Source organism: Microbacterium phycohabitans (assembly GCF_032464935.1).
Taxonomy (GTDB): Bacteria; Actinomycetota; Actinomycetes; order Actinomycetales; family Microbacteriaceae; genus Microbacterium; species Microbacterium phycohabitans.
The window spans coordinates 804,521-820,866 of sequence record NZ_JAWDIT010000001.1; the positions used below are offsets into that span (position 1 = coordinate 804,521).

13 protein-coding genes are annotated in these 16,346 nt (G+C 71.7%); 6 read left to right on the plus strand and 7 right to left on the minus strand.

Annotated features, from left to right (window positions below):
* Positions 1-230: 230 nt before the first annotated feature.
* Entirely contained in the window at positions 231-638 is a 408-nt protein-coding gene (locus tag RWH44_RS03790) for a transferase (protein ID WP_076673580.1), read from the plus strand.
* 114 nt (positions 639-752) lie between these two features.
* Here RWH44_RS03790 and RWH44_RS03795 read toward each other — a convergent pair whose 3' ends face one another.
* On the minus strand, positions 753-1,142 hold the full coding sequence (locus RWH44_RS03795; RefSeq protein ID WP_316003521.1) for a DUF1304 domain-containing protein: 390 nt from the start codon (positions 1,140-1,142) through the stop codon (positions 753-755).
* A 34-nt stretch (positions 1,143-1,176) separates the two neighbouring features.
* Here RWH44_RS03795 and RWH44_RS03800 point away from each other — a divergent pair, with 34 nt between their 5' ends.
* The 4 genes from RWH44_RS03800 to RWH44_RS03815 all read left to right on the plus strand — a co-directional run bounded on the left by RWH44_RS03800 (position 1,177) and on the right by RWH44_RS03815 (position 5,064).
* Positions 1,177-1,899 carry a LysR substrate-binding domain-containing protein gene (locus RWH44_RS03800; protein ID WP_316003522.1) on the plus strand — a complete coding sequence of 241 codons (723 nt, stop codon included), beginning with the start codon at positions 1,177-1,179 and terminating at the stop codon, positions 1,897-1,899.
* Between the two features lie 217 nt (positions 1,900-2,116).
* Entirely contained in the window at positions 2,117-2,845 is a 729-nt protein-coding gene (locus RWH44_RS03805; protein ID WP_298870909.1) for a glutamine amidotransferase-related protein, read from the plus strand.
* 208 nt (positions 2,846-3,053) lie between these two features.
* Positions 3,054-3,869 carry a TspO-related membrane protein gene (locus RWH44_RS03810; protein WP_316003523.1) on the plus strand — a complete coding sequence of 272 codons (816 nt, stop codon included), beginning with the start codon at positions 3,054-3,056 and terminating at the stop codon, positions 3,867-3,869.
* Positions 3,870-4,023: 154 nt separating this feature from the next.
* Positions 4,024-5,064, plus strand: a complete 1,041-nt coding sequence (locus RWH44_RS03815; RefSeq protein ID WP_316003524.1) for a sodium:calcium antiporter — start codon at positions 4,024-4,026, stop codon at positions 5,062-5,064.
* A 25-nt stretch (positions 5,065-5,089) separates the two neighbouring features.
* Here the strand turns inward: RWH44_RS03815 and RWH44_RS03820 are convergent, their stop codons facing one another.
* Entirely contained in the window at positions 5,090-7,228 is a 2,139-nt protein-coding gene (locus RWH44_RS03820; protein ID WP_316003525.1) for an alpha-galactosidase, read from the minus strand.
* A gap of 56 nt (positions 7,229-7,284) precedes the next feature.
* Between RWH44_RS03820 and RWH44_RS03825 the strand changes: the two genes are divergently transcribed.
* A complete protein-coding gene (locus RWH44_RS03825; RefSeq protein ID WP_316003526.1) occupies positions 7,285-8,394 on the plus strand; it encodes an ROK family protein in 1,110 nt (369 codons plus the stop codon).
* A gap of 41 nt (positions 8,395-8,435) precedes the next feature.
* Here RWH44_RS03825 and treZ read toward each other — a convergent pair whose 3' ends face one another.
* The 5 genes from treZ to RWH44_RS03850 all read right to left on the minus strand — a co-directional run bounded on the left by treZ (position 8,436) and on the right by RWH44_RS03850 (position 16,334).
* Positions 8,436-10,187 carry a malto-oligosyltrehalose trehalohydrolase gene (gene treZ / locus RWH44_RS03830; RefSeq protein WP_316003527.1) on the minus strand — a complete coding sequence of 584 codons (1,752 nt, stop codon included), beginning with the start codon at positions 10,185-10,187 and terminating at the stop codon, positions 8,436-8,438.
* An 85-nt stretch (positions 10,188-10,272) separates the two neighbouring features.
* Complete coding sequence (treY, locus tag RWH44_RS03835) at positions 10,273-12,678, minus strand: malto-oligosyltrehalose synthase (RefSeq protein ID WP_316003627.1); 2,406 nt, start codon at positions 12,676-12,678, stop codon at positions 10,273-10,275.
* 5 nt (positions 12,679-12,683) lie between these two features.
* A complete protein-coding gene (gene glgX, locus RWH44_RS03840) occupies positions 12,684-14,906 on the minus strand; it encodes a glycogen debranching protein GlgX (RefSeq protein ID WP_316003528.1) in 2,223 nt (740 codons plus the stop codon).
* Between the two features lie 97 nt (positions 14,907-15,003).
* Entirely contained in the window at positions 15,004-15,486 is a 483-nt protein-coding gene (locus RWH44_RS03845) for a glutaminase (RefSeq protein WP_316003529.1), read from the minus strand.
* Positions 15,483-16,334, minus strand: coding sequence for a transposase (locus RWH44_RS03850; RefSeq protein ID WP_316003530.1), 852 nt, complete (start codon positions 16,332-16,334; stop codon positions 15,483-15,485). Before RWH44_RS03850 ends, RWH44_RS03845 begins: the two co-directional genes overlap by 4 nt.
* Between the last annotated feature and the right edge of the window lie 12 nt (positions 16,335-16,346).

Here is a 16,346-nt window from a genome sequence, read left to right on the forward strand (position 1 = left end):
GCCCGGAAAACGACCGTCGCGCCGTCCGCTGTCAACCCGGCCGTGACTGTCGGTTCGACATGCGAGAACAAGGGGACAACACAACGCCGGGCAACGGACCGCAGAGGATCTCTCGACATCGAGGAAACCGATAGCGGGAGGGGCGACGAAGAACCATTCGAGGGAATGAAGAGCATTCCCCACCCGTTGTCAGACATGTCGGCGCACCCGAGGGCCGACCGGAGGGGATCGTGGGAAAGAACTACATCGACATCGAGAACGACCACGGCGAAACGCTGCGTTACCGCAAGCACGTCAACGGTCGGGGCCTCGTCGCGCACGGCGCGAAGGTCCACCCGTCGGCGCTCGTGGAGAACGGCGCTTACGTCGAACCCGGCGTGCAGATCGCGGCCGGTGTTCGAGTGGGTCGCGGCGCGTGGATCGAATCCGACGCCGTCATCGGTCCGGAGGCCCGTATCGAACCGCACGCGCACATCTGTGCGGGCGCGGTCATCGGCGCCGGAGCGCACATCGGCGTCCGCACCCAGGTCGGCCACAATGCGCGTATCGCGGTGGGGTCGCTCATCGGCGACGACGAGATCATCAATGACGGCGAGGCCGTCGCGACCGACCGTCGGGGTCTGCGCCTCGCGGCCTGACCCTCGCCCGCCGGGCATTCATCGACCCGCACGACTCCTCGGAGCGTGCGGGTCTTCGTCTGCCCGGGCGAGGCGCCCGCGCACCCGCGACGGAGCGGGTGGCCGTCGAGTCCCTCAGGCGAGGATCGTCAGCACGAGACCGAGCAGCGGAAGCGTCCCCTGGATGGCGGCGGGACGAAGGTACTTCCGCCCGGAGGTGACGAGCACGAGCGCCGCCGCGAGCATCGAGCCGAGCGAGAAGATCAGCAGCGTCCGACCCGCGACGTCACCGGTGCCGTTGACGATCCACAGCACCACGCCCACGGCGGCGCCGATCGCGAGGAACAGGTTGTAGAAGCCCTGGTTGTACGCCATGGGCTTGGTGATGTCGGCGGCGCGCTGGTCGGCGATGCCGAACACCTTCCACGTCGCGGGCTGCGTCCAGCGCACGCTCTCGAGCACGAAGATGTAGACGTGCAGCAGGGCCGCGAGCCCCGCGAAGACGAGTGCCAGGACGCCGATCATCCCTCCACGTTAGCGGCGCGGCTAGCCTGGGACCATGGCGAACGGTTCGGGCTCCCGAGGTCGCGGCGGCGCACCGCGACGCGGCGGACCCGCGCGCGCGGCGGCGAAGGGACGGCCGCGGCCCACGCCGAAGCCCTCGCGCCGACCGGAGCCGACGCCTCCCCCCGAACCCCGCGCGTTCCGCCTCGGCGCCGTCCCCGGGGCGACGCCCGGCAAATGGATCGGCGTCTGGCGCGAACGCCTGCCGCACGTGTCGCTCGAACTGCGGGAGATCGCCGTCGCGTCGCAGCGGGATGCGCTCGACGAGGTCGATGTGGCTCTGGTGCGCCTTCCCGTGGAGTCATCCGACGACGTCCACGTCATCGAGCTGTACGAAGAACTCCCCGTGGTGGTGATGGTCGCCGAATCGCACCTCACCGCGGCCGAAGAGCTCGCCCTCGCCGATCTGGCCGGCGAGGTCGTGATCGTCCCGGCCGACGACGTGCTGCACACCGAGGTCCCGGATGCCGTGCCCCCGGCGTTCGCGCCTCCGGCCGACACCGCGGAGGCCATCGCGACGGTGGCCGCGGGCGTCGGCGTCGTGATCGTGCCGATGTCGCTCGCGCGCGCGCACCAGCGCCGCGACGTGGACTACCGCGTCCTCACCGACGGTCCGCGCTCCACGGTCGCCCTGGCGTGGCTGCGCGAGCGCACCACCGAAGACGTCGAGACGTTCGTCGGCATCGTGCGCGGCCGCACGGCCCGCTCCTCGCGCTGACGAACGGCTCGCGGATTCCGATCCGACGCGCCGCGTCAGCGGCATCCGCCCGCATCTCGAGCCGAGGGCGGCGAACGCGCGTCGAGCGGGGCTTCGTCGAGAATGCGCGGAAAGGCTTTCGCGCGCGGCGGGTCGCGCGAGAGGACGCGCAGCGCGGAACGTGTCGCCGCGTGTCCAGGCCCGCTCGGCCCGGGCGCCGCCCGCATAGAATCCCTGAGTGACCGCCCCCCTCCTCTACGTCTGCGCGCGCCCCCAGCGGGTCGCGGCGGAGGCGGAGTGGGCGTCGTTCCGTGATGGGCTGGGCGTGCGCGATCACGAGCTCGTGCACCACGACCTCGTCCGCGAGCCCCTGCCCGCCGATCTCGACCGGTTCGCCGCCGTGGTGGTGGGCGGCAGCCCGTTCAACGTCACCGATCCCGACAAGACCGACGAGCAGCGGCGCCTCGAACGCGACCTGGAGCGCCTGGCCGCTGCCGCGATCGAGGGTCGCACGAGCGCGCTGTTCACGTGCTTCGGGATCGGAGTGGTCACGCGGTTCCTCGGTGGCGACGTGACCCTCGGACACCCCGAGGGCACGGGTCCCGCCGACATCTCGCTCACCGAGGCGGGCCGCGCCGACGAGCTCTTCGGCATCCTGGAACCGCGCTTCCAAGCCCTGACCGCGCACAAGGAGGGCACCGCGAGCGTGCCGCCGGGGGCGACGCTGCTGGCCCAGAACTCCGCGTGTCCGGTGCAGGCCTACCGGGCGGGGCGCGCGCTATGGGCGACGCAGTTCCACCCCGAGCCGACCACCGAGGCGTTCGTGGAGCGCATGGTCGTCTACCGGGATGCCGGCTACTTCGACGCCGACGCCTTCGACGAGGTCTCGGCGCACGTGCGCACCGCGTCGGTCGAGCAACCCACCCGGCTGCTGCGCTCGTTCGCCGCTCGCGCCGTCGCCGCCTGACGGGCGGCACCTCCTCCGAGGCCAGGCGGGCACAACGGCGGGTGGCCGCGGCGAAACGCCGTCGGGCCCCGGCCGCCCTCCGGCGTGTCGCCGTGCGCTCCCGCTGCTGTGCACGGCCAGGCACGGCGGCGCGGCGGGCTCGGTGGGCGACGAGGGAGAAAGTCAAGCCCACGGCATCCATTTACCTAGCTTTTCTAGTGTTCTCTGTATGAACGCATCAGCTCAGTGGCGGGGCGCAGACCTCGCGCGTCAGATCGTCGTCCTCTCCGCGGTGTCGTTCATGCTCATCGCGGCCGTGATCGGCGCGGGAGCCTTCGGCAACACGGCCGTCGAGGATCAGCAGGGCGGCGCCCTCAGCACGAGCGGTTCGTACCTCGCGCCGGCCGGCCCGGCCTTCTCGATCTGGTCGATCATCTACCTCGGCCTCATCGTCTACGCCATCTGGCAGGCCCTCCCCCGCCAGCGCACGAACCCGCGCCAGCGCGCGATCGGTTGGCTCATCGCCCTCACGATGACCCTGAACGGTCTGTGGCTCGTCGCCGCCCGCTTCGGCACGCTGTTCCTCACCGTCGTCGTGATCGTCCTGCTCCTCGCCGCCCTCGGCTGGACCTTCCGCGTCGCCGTCGCCACCCGCGAACCGCGCGGGGGCGTCGTCGACTCGGTGCTCATCGACGGCGTCACGGGCCTTCACCTCGGATGGGTCACCCTCGCCACCGTCGCCAACACCGCCGCCTGGCTCACCACGGTCGTCCCGCCGTCGTGGGAGGAGGGGGCGGATGCCATCGGCGTCGCCGTGCTGATCGTGGTGGCGCTCATCGGACTCGCGATCGCCTGGCGCAGCTCGTGGCGCGTCGCGCCGGCTCTCGCCCTCGCGTGGGGCCTCAGCTGGCTCGCCGTCGAACGCTTCGGCGGCGAACCGCAGAGCACCCCGATCGGCGTGACGGCGATCATCGTCGCCGTCGTCGTGCTCGTGCCCCCCGTGGCCGTGAGCGTACTGCGCCTCATCCGCCCGAACGTCGACTGAGCGGGGGCGCACGAGCCGGCGGGGCGCCACGGCGCACCGCGCTTCACCCGCCGGACGTCGACGGATCGGGGGCGCACGGGCCGCTCGCGTAACCCCTCGGCATCCGCCGCACAAGAGCATCGGATGCCACAGCGATCGGTGGTCTCATCGGGGCGTGGACTCGTTGCCCTTCGCCCTTCTCGTCGTGATCTTCGTCGCCGCCGCGGCGGTGGTGTGGGTCGCCGGTATCCAGCTGTCGAAAGCGACCGACGTCCTGGACGCGCGCCTGCATCTGGGCAGCGCCCTGGGCGGGCTCATCGTGCTCGCCGTGGCGACCAACCTTCCCGAGATCGCCATCACCGTGTCGGCGGCGATGGCGGGGAACCTCGAGGTCGCCGTGGGCAACATCCTCGGCGGCATCGCCCTGCAGACGGTCGTCCTGGTGATCCTCGACGCGTTCGGCAAACGCGGGCGCGGCGTGAAGCCGCTCACCTACCGCGCGGCCTCGCTCACCCTGGTGCTGGAGGGATTGTCGGTGGTGGCGGTGCTGGCGGTGGTGATCGCCGGCAGCCAGCTGCCCGACGGCCTCGAGGTGCTGCGGCTGACCCCCGACGTGGTCCTGATCGCCGCTCTCTGGATCATCGGGCTGGTTCTGGTGCAACGCGCCGGCAAGCACCTGCCGTGGCACGAGGACGGCCGCGCCCCCGATGCGAGTCCGAAGCCCTCGCCCGCGAAGACGAAGATGAGCACGAAGAAGGCCGCGGTGGTCTTCTCGATCTCGGCGCTCGCGACCCTCGTCGCCGGTGTCGTCCTGGAGCGCGCCGGTGACGCGGCCTCCTCGCAGATCGGACTGTCGGGAGTGCTCTTCGGCGCGACGGTGCTCGCCCTCGCCACCTCCCTACCCGAGATCTCGACGGGTCTGCAGGCCATCCGGCAGGGCGACGACAACCTGGCCATCAGCGACATCTTCGGCGGCAACGCCTTCCTGCCCGTGCTGTTCCTGCTGGCCACGGTGATCTCGGGATCGGCGGTGCTCCCGCGCGCCAACGGCGCCGACATCTACCTGACCGCGCTGGCGGCGCTGCTGACGCTCGTCTACGTCGTCGGCCTGATCTTCCGTCCGCAGCGGCGGATCATCGGGATGGGCGTCGACTCGTTCGTCGTCCTCGTGCTCTACGCCGTGGGCATCGGCGGGCTGTTCGCGATCTCCGCGTGAGCGAGCCCCGGCTTTACGCCCGGGATCACGCCGTGAGCTCGACGACCACCGCCTGCTGCGGATTCTGCACCGGGGGACGGATGCCGGCGACGGCCAGCTGCCGGCCGGTGAGCACGGTGTCGTCGTGCGCCCAGGGCAGCGGGGACTGCGCGGGCTCCTGCACGAGTCCGCCCGGGGTGACCAGCCGCACGCGGTACGCGCGGTCGGGGTCGAGCCCGGGGAGGCGCACGCGCCCCGCGGGCGAGGCGATGAGCGTCTGGGTCTGCGCGATCGTGAAGAACGCGTGGTCGCGCTCGGCCGAGACGACGCCGCGCACGTCGAGACCGGGGTCGGTCGTGTCGACGTTGACCAGGCGTCCGGTCGCCACGAGCGGCCGCACCCGCCGCGCTAGGTCCACCCACTCCGCCACGAGCGCGCGGTCGTCGGCGGAGAGCGTCGTGAGGTCCCACTCGATCCCGAAGTGCCCGAAGAGGGCGACCGCCCCACTGAACGCGAGCGACACCGTGCGCCCCGTGGAGTGCACGTGCGGAGTGGTCAGGTGCATGCCCATCATCTCGGGCGGCACCACCAGGGCCGTGTGACGCTGCGTCTCGAGCCGTTCGACCGGGTCGAGGCAGTCGCTCGTCCAGATGCGATCGGTGCGATCCAGGATGCCGAGATCCACCCTTGCGCCGCCCGAGGCGCAGGATTCGATCTCGAGGTCCGGGAACGCGGCTTTGAGGTCGTCGATGAGGCGGTACACGGCGAGCGTGTGGGCGTGCACGGCCGAGCCTCCGCCCGGCCCGGTCGCGGCATCCACGAGATCGCGGTTGTGATCCCACTTCACGTAGGCGATCGGGTAGGCCTGCAGCACCGCGGTCATGCGGTCGAGCAGATAGGCGTAGGCGCCGGGGTGGGCGAGGTTCAGCACCTGCTGCTGGCGGGCCGAGGGCGGCAGCTCGTCGCGGCCGCGCAGGATCCACTCGGGGTGCGCGCGTGCGATGTCGCTGTCGGGGTTGACCATCTCGGGCTCGAACCACAGCCCGAACTCCATGCCGCGCTCGATGACGTGATCGACGAGCGGGCTCAGGCCGTCGGGCCACACGCCCTCGTCGACGAACCAGTCGCCCAGCCCCGCGGTGTCGTCGCGGCGGTGCCGGAACCACCCGTCGTCGAGCACGTAGCGCTCCACGCCGATCTCGGCGGCGACGTCGGCGAGCTCGAGGAGCTTCGGCAGGCGGTGGTCGAAGTACACGGCCTCCCAGGTGTTCAGGGTGATCGGGCGCGGGCGCGTGGGATGCTGCGGGCGGGCGCGCCAGGCGTCGTGGAAGCGCGTCGCGAGCTCATCGAGCCCGTCGCCCCACGAGCCGTAGACGATCGGCGACGACAGCTCGTCGCCGGGGGCGACGACGACCTCTCCCCACGCGAGCAGCTCGCCGCCCGCGAGCAGCGCCTCGCCCAGCGGCAGCCGCTCGGCGAACACTCGCTGGTTTCCGCTCCAACCGACGTGGATGCCGTGCACGAGACCGCTCTCGAACCCGAACCCCGGCCGCCCGGCGGCCAGCAGCAGCGTGGCATCCGCCCCCGGTCGACCCCGGCGGCTCTCGCGCAGGTGCGTTCCGAAGGTGAAGGCGTGGCGCTGCGCCGAGCGCTCGCGCAGGTGGCGCCCGGTCGTGTCGAGGATCTCGGTGGCGTCCCACGGCAGCGGGAACGTCGGCTGCAGCGCCTGCACGACGAGGTCGTCGGCGCCGTCGTTGGTCACCGTGAGTCGCTGCGTGAAGAGTCCGGCGTCATCCACCCGCAGCTCGGCGCGCAGGCGCAGAGCGCGCTGCTCGTCGACGAGGTGCAGCGTGAGGGCATCCTCGGCGACATCGACGGATGCCGTCGAGAACACCGTCCCCTGCACGACACCACCGCGTCCCCCCTCGAACCCGGGCGCCCCGGGCCATCCCGCCGCGGCGGTCGGCACGATCGTGAGGCGGGGCGTCTGGTCGATACCTCCCGACACGCGCTGCGGCCGCGCGGCGACGACCATCGACGACAGCTCGCGGGCCCCGAGTTCGCCGAGGTCGGGGCCCCAGTGGATGATCGCGGGCGCCGGGTGCGCGGTGAGGTCGACGACGACGCTCGTGCCACCGCCTCGCAGGTGGACGGCGGTCTCGGCGGCGGCGACGGGGTCGGACATGGCATTATTTTTATCACGGAAGTTATTCGACGCATCAGCCGGCGGGGGAGGAAACGATGCTCACCGAGAGCGAAGCCGCCGTCGCGCGCGAGGTGCTGATCCACGGACCGCTCTCGCGCAGCGCCCTCGCGACGCGCCTGCACCTGTCGCCTGCGAGCCTGACCCGTCTCACACGCCCGCTGCTCGACGCGGGCCTGCTCATCGAACTCGACGACGCCGCCGGATCGGTCGGCCGCCCGTCGCGTCCCCTCGACCTCTCCCCCGCCGCAGGAACCTTCGTGGGTGTCAAGCTCACCGGCGAGCGCCTGTACCTGATCACCACCGACATGCGCGCCCGGGTGATCGCGACGCACGAGAGGGCCCTCGCCGACACCTCTCCCGACGCGGTCGCCGCGGCGATCGCGCACCTTGTGGATGCCGTGGACCACGTTCGTGGCGTCGGCGTCGCCATCGGCGGGCATGTGCACGACGGCCTCGCCGCCGACGCCCCCTTCCTCGGATGGCGTGACGTGCCGTTCGCCGCCATGCTCGCCGAGCGGCTCGGCGTCCCGGTCGCGCTCGAGAACGACGTGGTCGCCCTCACGGATGCCGAGCGCTGGTTCGGCGTCGGACGGGGCATCCCCGGGTTCGCCGTCGTCACGATCGGCGCCGGCGTCGGCCTCGGGCTCGTTGTCGACGGGCGCACCGTCCGCTCCCCCGACGCGTCCCGCGGCACCGTCGGACACCTCCCGCTCCGGGCCGACGGGCCCTCGTGCGCGGAGGGTCATCGCGGGTGCGCCGACGCCCTGCTGACGACCGGTGCACTGAGCATCCGGGTGTCGAGGGATCTCGGGCGCGCGGTCAGCGCCGACGACGTCTTCTCGCTGGCCCGCGACGGCGAACCCGCGGCGCGGGCCGCGATCGACGATGCCGGCGAGGCCCTCGGCATCCTGTGCGGGCTGGCGGCGAACCTGTCGCTGCAGGCCGACATCGTGCTGGCGGGGGAGGCAGCCGCCGTCTGCGACCTCGCGCGCGAGCATGTCGACGCGGCCCTCGAGCGCACCCGCCCTCACGGCTCGACGCCGGTGCGGGTGCACGTCGACGGCGCGGGATTCTCCGCCTGGGCGAGGGGAGCGGCGGCGGTGGCGATCCAGGCCGAACTGGGACGCATCCCGCTGACACGCTGACGGCCCCACTCCCTCGCGGGAACGGGGCCGTCAGCGCGACGTCAGAGCGCCGGACCCACGATCGCGCCGGCCCCCGCGGGGACGCTCAGCGCCGTGCCGTCGAGCACCACGCCGTCCGCGGTGGCGAGCAGCACGCGCGCTCCCGGAACGACGGATGCCGTGGCCTCCGCCTCCGAGAGGTTCACCACGACCACGAGGTCGCGACGGTGCAGCTCGTAGACGCGTCCGCCGGTGGCCTCGCGCGCGGCGGCCGACAGACCCTCGTGCGACGGATCGGTCAGCTCGGGGCGCTCCCGGCGCAGCTTCGCGAGCTCGCGGTACAGGCCGAGGAGCTGCGCGTGATCGCCCTCGCCGACCTCGTCCCAGTCGAGCTTCGAGTTCTCGAACGTCGAGGGGTCCTGCGGGTCGGGCACGGAGTCCTCGTCCCACCCCATCTTCTCGAATTCGGCGATGCGCCCCTCGGCGGTGGCCTTGCCGAGCTCGGGCTCGGGGTGCGAGGTGAAGAACTGCCACGGCGTGGTCGCGCCCCACTCCTCGCCCATGAAGAGCATCGGCGTGCCCGGCGCGGTGAGCGTCAGCACCGCTGCCGCGGCGAGGCGGTCGTAGCCGAGCGACTGCGACAGGCGGTCGCCGGCGGCGCGGTTGCCGATCTGGTCGTGATCCTGGGCGAACGTCACGAGACGCCAGTTCGGCACGGCATCCGGGATGGGCTTACCGTGCTTCTCCTCGCGGAACGAGGAGTAGGTGCCGTCGTGGAAGAACCCGCCCTCGTTGACCTTGCGGAAGGCGTCGAGGTCGGCGAAGTCCTCGTAGTAACCGGTCGTCTCGCCGGTGAGGGCGACGTGGGCGGTGTGGTGCCAATCGTCCGACCACTGGGCGGTGAGGCCGTAGCCGCCGGCCTCGCGCGGCAGGATCAGCTTCGGGTCGTTCATGTCGCTCTCGGCGATGGTCGTGAGCGGGATGCCGCGGTGCGCCGACAGGGCGTCGGTGCGCTCGGCGATCTCCTGCAGCACGTGGACGTCGCGGTGGTCGAGCAGCGCGTGCACGGCGTCCAGGCGCAGGCCGTCGACGTGGTAGTCGCTCATCCACATCAGGGCGTTCTCGACGATGTAGGCGCGCACGGCGTCTTCGTCGAGATTGACCGAGTCGCCCCACGTGTTGCGGCTGCCCTCGCGCAGGTACTCCCCGAACTCGGGCAGGTAGTTGCCCGAGGGGCCGAGGTGGTTGTATACGACGTCCTGGATGACGGCGAGCCCGGCCGCGTGCGCGGCGTCGACGAAGCGCTGGTAGGCCTCCGGCCCGCCGTACGCCTCGTGCACGGTGTACCAGAGCACCCCGTCGTAGCCCCAGTTCCACGTGCCGTTGAAGCCGTTGACCGGGAGCAGCTCGATGTGCGTCACGCCGAGGTCGACGAGGTGGTCGAGGCGCCCGATCGCGGCATCCAGGGTCCCCTCGGGGGTGAAGGTGCCCAGGTGCAGCTCGTAGATCAGGCCCCCGGCGAGTTGCCTGCCCGTCCACGCGGCGTCGTTCCACGAGTACACCGACGGGTCGAACCACGCCGACGCCTCGTGGACGCCGCCGGGCTGACGCCGCGACCGCGGGTCGGGACGCAGGTCGTCGCCGTCGCCGAGCACGAAGCCGTACCGCTCACCGTCGGCGAGGTCGACCGGTGCCGTCCACCACCCGTCCGACGCCGAGGTCATCTCGATGTCTTCGACGACGTTGTCGCCGCTGTCGTCCAGCCGGCGCAGCCGCACCCGCTGTGCCTTGGGTGCCCAAACGTCGATGCTCATGGGGTGTCCTTACGCGTGAGGTGCCAGAAAGTGTCGCTGCGGGAGCGCGTGAGGCGACGATTCCCGGCACCTCACGCGCTCGGGGTCAGAAGATCAGGAGGGCGACCGGGAGGAACGCCAGCAGATCGGCCAGGGGGGTCGGGCCACCGGCGAACGAGCGGCCCGTCAGCACGTCGACGACGGGCGTGTCGGGCAGCAGCACGACGGTGTCGCGCCAGCCTCCCGCCGCCTTCAGCCCGTGCGGCAGACGCGTGGCGACCGTGAACACGCCGCCGCGGTCGAACGCGACGACATGGTCGGATGCCACTCCCGCGGCCTCGAGCGGACGGTAGATCTCGAGCGGGTGCTCGCGGCGCAGGCGCAGCGCGCGCGAGGTCACGAGCAGCTTCGCCGCCCCCGTGGCATCCACCGCCGGAGGACGAGCCCCCGGGGCGTCGATCTCGGCGAGCATCCGACGGCGCTCGGCGAAGTCGACCGCACGACGGTTGTCGGGGTCGACGAGCGACTGCTCCCACAGCTCCGAGCCCTGGTAGACGTCGGGGACGCCGGGGCCCATGATCTGCAGCAGCTTCGCCGACAGGCCGTTCGACCACCCGGCGGGCGAGATCTCGTCGACGAAGGCGCGGACGCGCTGGGCAGCAGGGCCGGTGGCCGCGTCGACGACCGCGTGCATGCGCTCCTCGAAGGCCTCGTCCTGCTCCCACCAGCCGGTGACCTCGCTCGCCTCGCGCGCCGCCTTCTCGGCGTACGCGCGCAGGCGCTCGCGGTAGTCCTTCAGCCCCTCGGGGGTGGATGCCGAGGCGGGCCACGCCCCCACGATCGCCTGCCACAGCAGAGCGTCGAAGGGTCCGTGGCCGGTCGAGGCGATCCCGCGGAACTCCTCGAGGCGTGCCGCCCACGTCTCCGGGATCTCGGCGAGCACCGCGATGCGGGCGCGCGTGTCCTCGCCGCGCTTGGTGTCGTGGGTCGACAGCGTCGTCATGGCGGTGGGCCACGACGCGTGCCGCAGGGCCTGCGCGGTGTGGAAACCCGCGACGTCGAGGGAGAACTCCCCCGGGTCGCCGCCCACCTCGGTGAGCGAGCCCAGCCGCGTGTAGCGGTAGAACGCCGTGTCTTCGACGCCCTTGGCCATGACGGGCCCGGTCGTCTGCTGGAACCGCCACGCGACCTCGAGACCCGTGTCGGCGAGCACCGGCACGAGCTTCTCGATGACGTCGCCGAGCTCGGGGCGGCGCACCTCGGCCTCGCCCGCGGCGGCGTCGAGGTGCGCGCGGCCGGCGGGGAGGTAGGAGCGGTAGACGGGGAAACAGGCCAGGATCTCGGCGAGCGCGTCCTGCAGCACGTCGGCGCCGAACTCCTCGCGCAGCCCCGCGGGAAGGCCCCGCACCAGGCGACGGATCTCCGACACCTGGATCGAGTCGGCGATCTTGCGCTTGGTGTCGTGGATGAGGTCGTGCCAGCCGGTGAGCGGCGCGAGGTCGCTGTCGGCGCGAAGGCGCGCATCGAGCGCGTCGAGGGCCGCCTCTCCGGCGGGGTCGGTGAGCACGCGGTCGATCTCGGCCAGCGCGTCGTATCCGGTCGTGCCGGCGGTCTTCCACCACGAGGGCAGCGCCTCGCCGTGCTCGAGGATCTTCTCGCCCAGCACGTAACCGACCTCGCCGTCGCCGGCCTCCTCGAGCGCGACGGCGAGCCGGTCGAGGTAGCCGCCGGGGTCGACGAGACCGTCGGGGTGGTCCACGCGCAGGCCGTCGGCCAGGCCCTCGCGCACCCAGCGCAGGATCTCGGCGTGCGTGGCGTCGAACACCTCGGGCAGCTCGACGCGCACGCCCGCGAGGGTCGTGACGGCGAAGAAGCGCCGGTAGTTGAGGTCGTCCGCCTCGTCCTGCCAGAACCGCAGCTCGAAGTTCTGCGCGTCGAGGAGAGCCTCGATCGCCTCGCGTGAGCCCGCGGCCGCGGCATCCGTCCCCGTTCCCGGCGCGACCGGGAAGGCGTGGTCGTAGTACCGGATCAGGCCGTCGGGAGCGTCGTCGGCGGGCGCGGGGTCGTACGTGATCTCGTCGATGACCGCGTCGAGGTGATCGCCGAGCACGGGCACGCGCACCTTGCCGCGACCGAATTCCCAGTCGATGTCGAACGCACTCGCGTGCGCCGACGCCCGCCCCTGTCGCAGCACGTCCCACCACCACGCGTTGCTGCGCGGTTCCGAGACGCCCATGTGGTTGGGCACGATGTCGATCAGGATGCCGAGCTCCGCCGCGCGCGCCGCCGCGGCGAAGCGGTCGAGGCCCTCGGCGCCCCCGCGTACGGGGTCGACGCGCTCGACGTCGACCACGTCGTACCCGTGGTCCGAGCCGGGAGTGGCCTCGAGGATCGGCGACAGGTACGCCCACGAGACCCCGAGGTCACGGAGGTATCCCGTGACCTCGGCGGCGTCGTCGAGGGTGAACGATTCGCGGATCTGCAGGCGGTAGGTCGAGAGCGGATGCCGCATGTCGCTCACAGCTCCGGCTTGGGCGCCTGACCGGGCAGGTCGTCGGTGCCGACCACCGGGATCTGCGCGGTGAGGGAGGCGGCGACCGAGTGGTCGATCTCGGGCTCGGGCAGGTGGTGCTCGCGCAGGACCATGAGCGACTTCGGCTCGAGCGGCAGCGTCTCCCCGGGCTCGAGGGGCTCAGTGTTGGCGCGCTCCCCCGCGGTGTCGACGTAGGCGTCCCACTTGGGGGCGTACTCGAAGTCGGGCAGGCGGAAGTCGACCTTGTCGTCACCGGCGTTGAACAGCACGAGGAAGTGATCGTCGCTGATGGACTCTCCACGACGATCGCGCTCGCGGATGCCCTGGCCGTTGAGGAACACGCCCACCGCGAGGCCGAAGCCGTTGTCCCAGTCCTCCGGCTGCATGAGCGAGCCGTCGGGACGCAGCCACACCACGTCGGGAATGGGCGCGCCCTCCTCCATCTTCACCGGGCGGCCGTCGAAGAACCGGCTGCGGCGGAAGGTGGGGTGCTGCTTGCGCAGTCGCGCGAGGGCGGCCGTGAACTCGATGAGCGGGGTGTCGATGTTCGACCAGTCCACCCACGTGATCTCGTTGTCCTGCGCGTAGCCGTTGTTGTTGCCGCCCTGCGTGCGACCGAGCTCGTCGCCGTGCAGCAGCATCGGCACGCCCTGGCTGAGCAGCAGTGTCGCGATGAAGTTGCGCTGCTGCTGCGCTCGACGCTTCAGCACGACCTGATCGTCGGTCGGCCCCTCGACGCCCATGTTGCTGGAGCGGTTGTGCGATTCGCCGTCGTTGTTGTCTTCGCCGTTGGCGTCGTTGTGCTTCTCGTTGTACGACACGAGGTCGCGCAGCGTGAAGCCGTCGTGCGCGGTGACGAAGTTGATGGATGCCACCGGGAAACGTCCCGAGTGCTCGTAGAGGTCTGCCGATCCCGTGAGGCGGGAGGCGAACTCGCCGAGGGCCTGGGGCTCGCCGCGCCAGAAGTCGCGCACCGTGTCGCGGTACTTGCCGTTCCACTCGGTCCACTGGGGCGGGAAGTTGCCGACCTGGTAGCCGCCGGGGCCGACGTCCCACGGTTCGGCGATGAGCTTGACCTGCGAGACGATCGGGTCCTGCTGCACGAGCTCGAAGAAGGTCGCGAGCTTGTCGACCTCGTAGAACTCGCGGGCGAGGGTGGATGCCAGGTCGAAGCGGAAGCCGTCGACGTGCATCTCGAGCACCCAGTAGCGCAGCGAATCCATGATCAGCTGCAGCGTGTGGGGGTTGCCCACGTTCATGCTGTTGCCGGTTCCGGTGTAGTCGGTGTAGTACCGCTTGTCGTCGTCTTCGAGGCGGTAGTACGCCTCGTTGTCGATTCCGCGCATCGAGAGGGTCGGGCCCATGTGGTTGCCCTCGGCGGTGTGGTTGTAGACCACGTCGAGGATGACCTCGATGCCGGCCGCGTGCAGCGCCTTGACCATGGCCTTGAACTCCTGCACCTGCTGACCGTGGTCGCCGGTGGACGAGTACGTGTTCTGGGGCGCGAGGAACGCGATCGTGTTGTACCCCCAGTAGTTCGACAGACCCTTCTCCTCGAGAGTGGAGTCGTTGACGAACTGGTGCACCGGCATGAGCTCGATCGCCGTGATGCCGAGCTTGCGCAGGTGGTCGATGACGGCCGGGTGGGCGACACCGGCGTAGGTGCCGCGCAGCTCTTCGGGCACGTCGGGGTGCAGCTGGGTGAGGCCCTTCACGTGGGCTTCGTAGATGAAGCTCTCGGCGTAGGGGATCTTCGGCTGACGGTCGCCCGCCCAGTCGAAGAACGGGTTGACGACCACGCCCTTCATCATGTGCGGGGCGGAGTCCTCGTCGTTGAACGAGTCGGGGTCGCCGAATTCGTAGCTGAAGACCGGCTGGCCCCAGTCGATCTGCCCCTCGACGGCTTTCGCGTAGGGGTCGAGCAGGAGCTTGCTCGGGTTGAAGCGCTTGCCCTGCGAGGGGTCGTACTCGCCGTGGACGCGGTAGCCGTACCGCTGCCCCGGCTGGATGTTGGGGAGGTAGGCGTGCCACACGAACGCGTCGACGTCCACGAGCTCGAAGCACGTCTCCGTTCCGTCCTCCGCGAAGAGGCAGAGCTCGACTTTCTCCGCTCCTTCACTGAACAGGGCGAAATTCGTCCCGTTACCGTCGTAAGTGGCCCCGAGGGGATAACTGGATCCTGGCCATACCTGCTGCACGTCGCTCACGATAGACCAGCGTCGTTTCGCCGAACGGTCGGGGTCGCGCCTGTTGACACCCGGGGCACCCCCGACTATGCGCACGAGGCTCCGCGAACTCCGGCCCTCACGCGCGCTCGGGCGGATGCCTCAGCAGCTCGACGCGCTCGTCGAGGTACCGCGCGAGCGGCATGTATCCGCCCGCGGCGCTCCACCGCACCCACGCCTCCCCGTCGCGCAGCGCCAGCGGCGCCGAGGCTGGGTCGAGGCGCTCGAGGTCGACCGGCCGCCACCCGATGTGCACCGTCTCCCCCTCGTCCACCCCGCCGCGAGCGGCGGCCGCGGCGAGCTCGGCGCGGCGCCGTTGCGACTCCGCCGCGAAACCGCGGCGCACCTCGGCGCGAGCGCGCACGATGTCACCGGTCGCGAGGATCCCGTCGTCGGTCACGAGCAGCACCCCGAGGTGCCACGCCGTTCCGCGCGGCACGATGCGGGGAGCGCGCGGGATGCCGAGCAGCCGCCGCCCCTCCTGCAGCTCGCCGATGCGCTCGCGCGGCGCATCGACGAGGCGGGCCCGGGCGGCGTCGATCAGGGGTGCGGCGCCGGTCATGCGTCCCCTCCCCCGTCTCGCGCGGCCTCTGCCCGTTCGAGCGCCCGCGCCGCGTCGCGGGCGACCGCCGCGGCGTCGCGCTGCGCCTCCTCGCGCTCGGTCACGGCCTCGTCGGCCTCGTCGGCCTCGGCTTCGGCGCGGCGCAGGTCGGCGCGGAGCCCCTCGACGCGCTCGCGCAGGCGGTCGGCTCGCTCGCGCGCCGTGGCGAGGCGCTTGTCGACCGCCGCCTTCTCGCGTTCGGCGTCGGCCCGCGCACGCTCGGCTTCGCGCACGGCGCGCTCGGCGGCCTTGCGCGCACGACGGGCCGTCAGATCATCGCGCGGCGCGGATGCCGGCGCGGCGTCTGGGACCGAACCCGCGACGGCGGCGCCCAGGTCGGAGGGGTCGAGGTCGGCCAGGTCGATCGCCGACACCAGGCGCCCGGTGAGCACGACGGCCGCCACCGCCGGATCGACGACCGCGGCGTTGACGGTCTTCTCGACCGCGTCGGTGATGGCGGCGCTGAGCGGAGTCCCCGCCTCGCTCGCCAGCTCCGCCGCCCGCCGCGCCAGGGCGGTCACCAGCTGACGCCGCTGGCGTCCGAGACGGGCGAGCTCCGCGGCATCCAGGTCGTCCTGCGCCTCGTGCAGGGCGCGCGACAGCTCCACGGCCTCTCCCAGCTGCCCGTCGGCGACGAGCAGGTTCACCGCCCAGGCCGCCACGGTGGGCTTGCGCAGCTTCGCGATACCGCGCCCCAGGGCGCCGCCGGCGGCGGCGGCGCGTTCGTTCCGGGCTGCGGTGAAGCGCGCGGGGGGAAGCGCGAGAAGCGCGGCTGCGGCTTCGTCGAGGCGGGCGGCGTCGTCGCTCATCCCTTCATTGTG

Bases quoted from the DNA above. Each gene is read 5' to 3' on its own strand.
- RWH44_RS03795 (WP_316003521.1), bottom strand. From the start codon at position 1,142: ATGATCGGCGTCCTGGCACTCGTCTTCGCGGGGCTCGCGGCCCTGCTG.
- RWH44_RS03800 (WP_316003522.1), top strand. From the start codon at position 1,177: ATGGCGAACGGTTCGGGCTCCCGAGGTCGCGGCGGCGCACCGCGACGC.
- RWH44_RS03810 (WP_316003523.1), top strand. From the start codon at position 3,054: ATGAACGCATCAGCTCAGTGGCGGGGCGCAGACCTCGCGCGTCAGATC.
- RWH44_RS03820 (WP_316003525.1), bottom strand. From the start codon at position 7,228: ATGTCCGACCCCGTCGCCGCCGCCGAGACCGCCGTCCACCTGCGAGGC.
- RWH44_RS03825 (WP_316003526.1), top strand. From the start codon at position 7,285: ATGCTCACCGAGAGCGAAGCCGCCGTCGCGCGCGAGGTGCTGATCCAC.
- treZ (WP_316003527.1), bottom strand. From the start codon at position 10,187: ATGAGCATCGACGTTTGGGCACCCAAGGCACAGCGGGTGCGGCTGCGC.
- treY (WP_316003627.1), bottom strand. From the start codon at position 12,678: ATGCGGCATCCGCTCTCGACCTACCGCCTGCAGATCCGCGAATCGTTC.
- RWH44_RS03845 (WP_316003529.1), bottom strand. From the start codon at position 15,486: ATGACCGGCGCCGCACCCCTGATCGACGCCGCCCGGGCCCGCCTCGTC.
- RWH44_RS03850 (WP_316003530.1), bottom strand. From the start codon at position 16,334: ATGAGCGACGACGCCGCCCGCCTCGACGAAGCCGCAGCCGCGCTTCTC.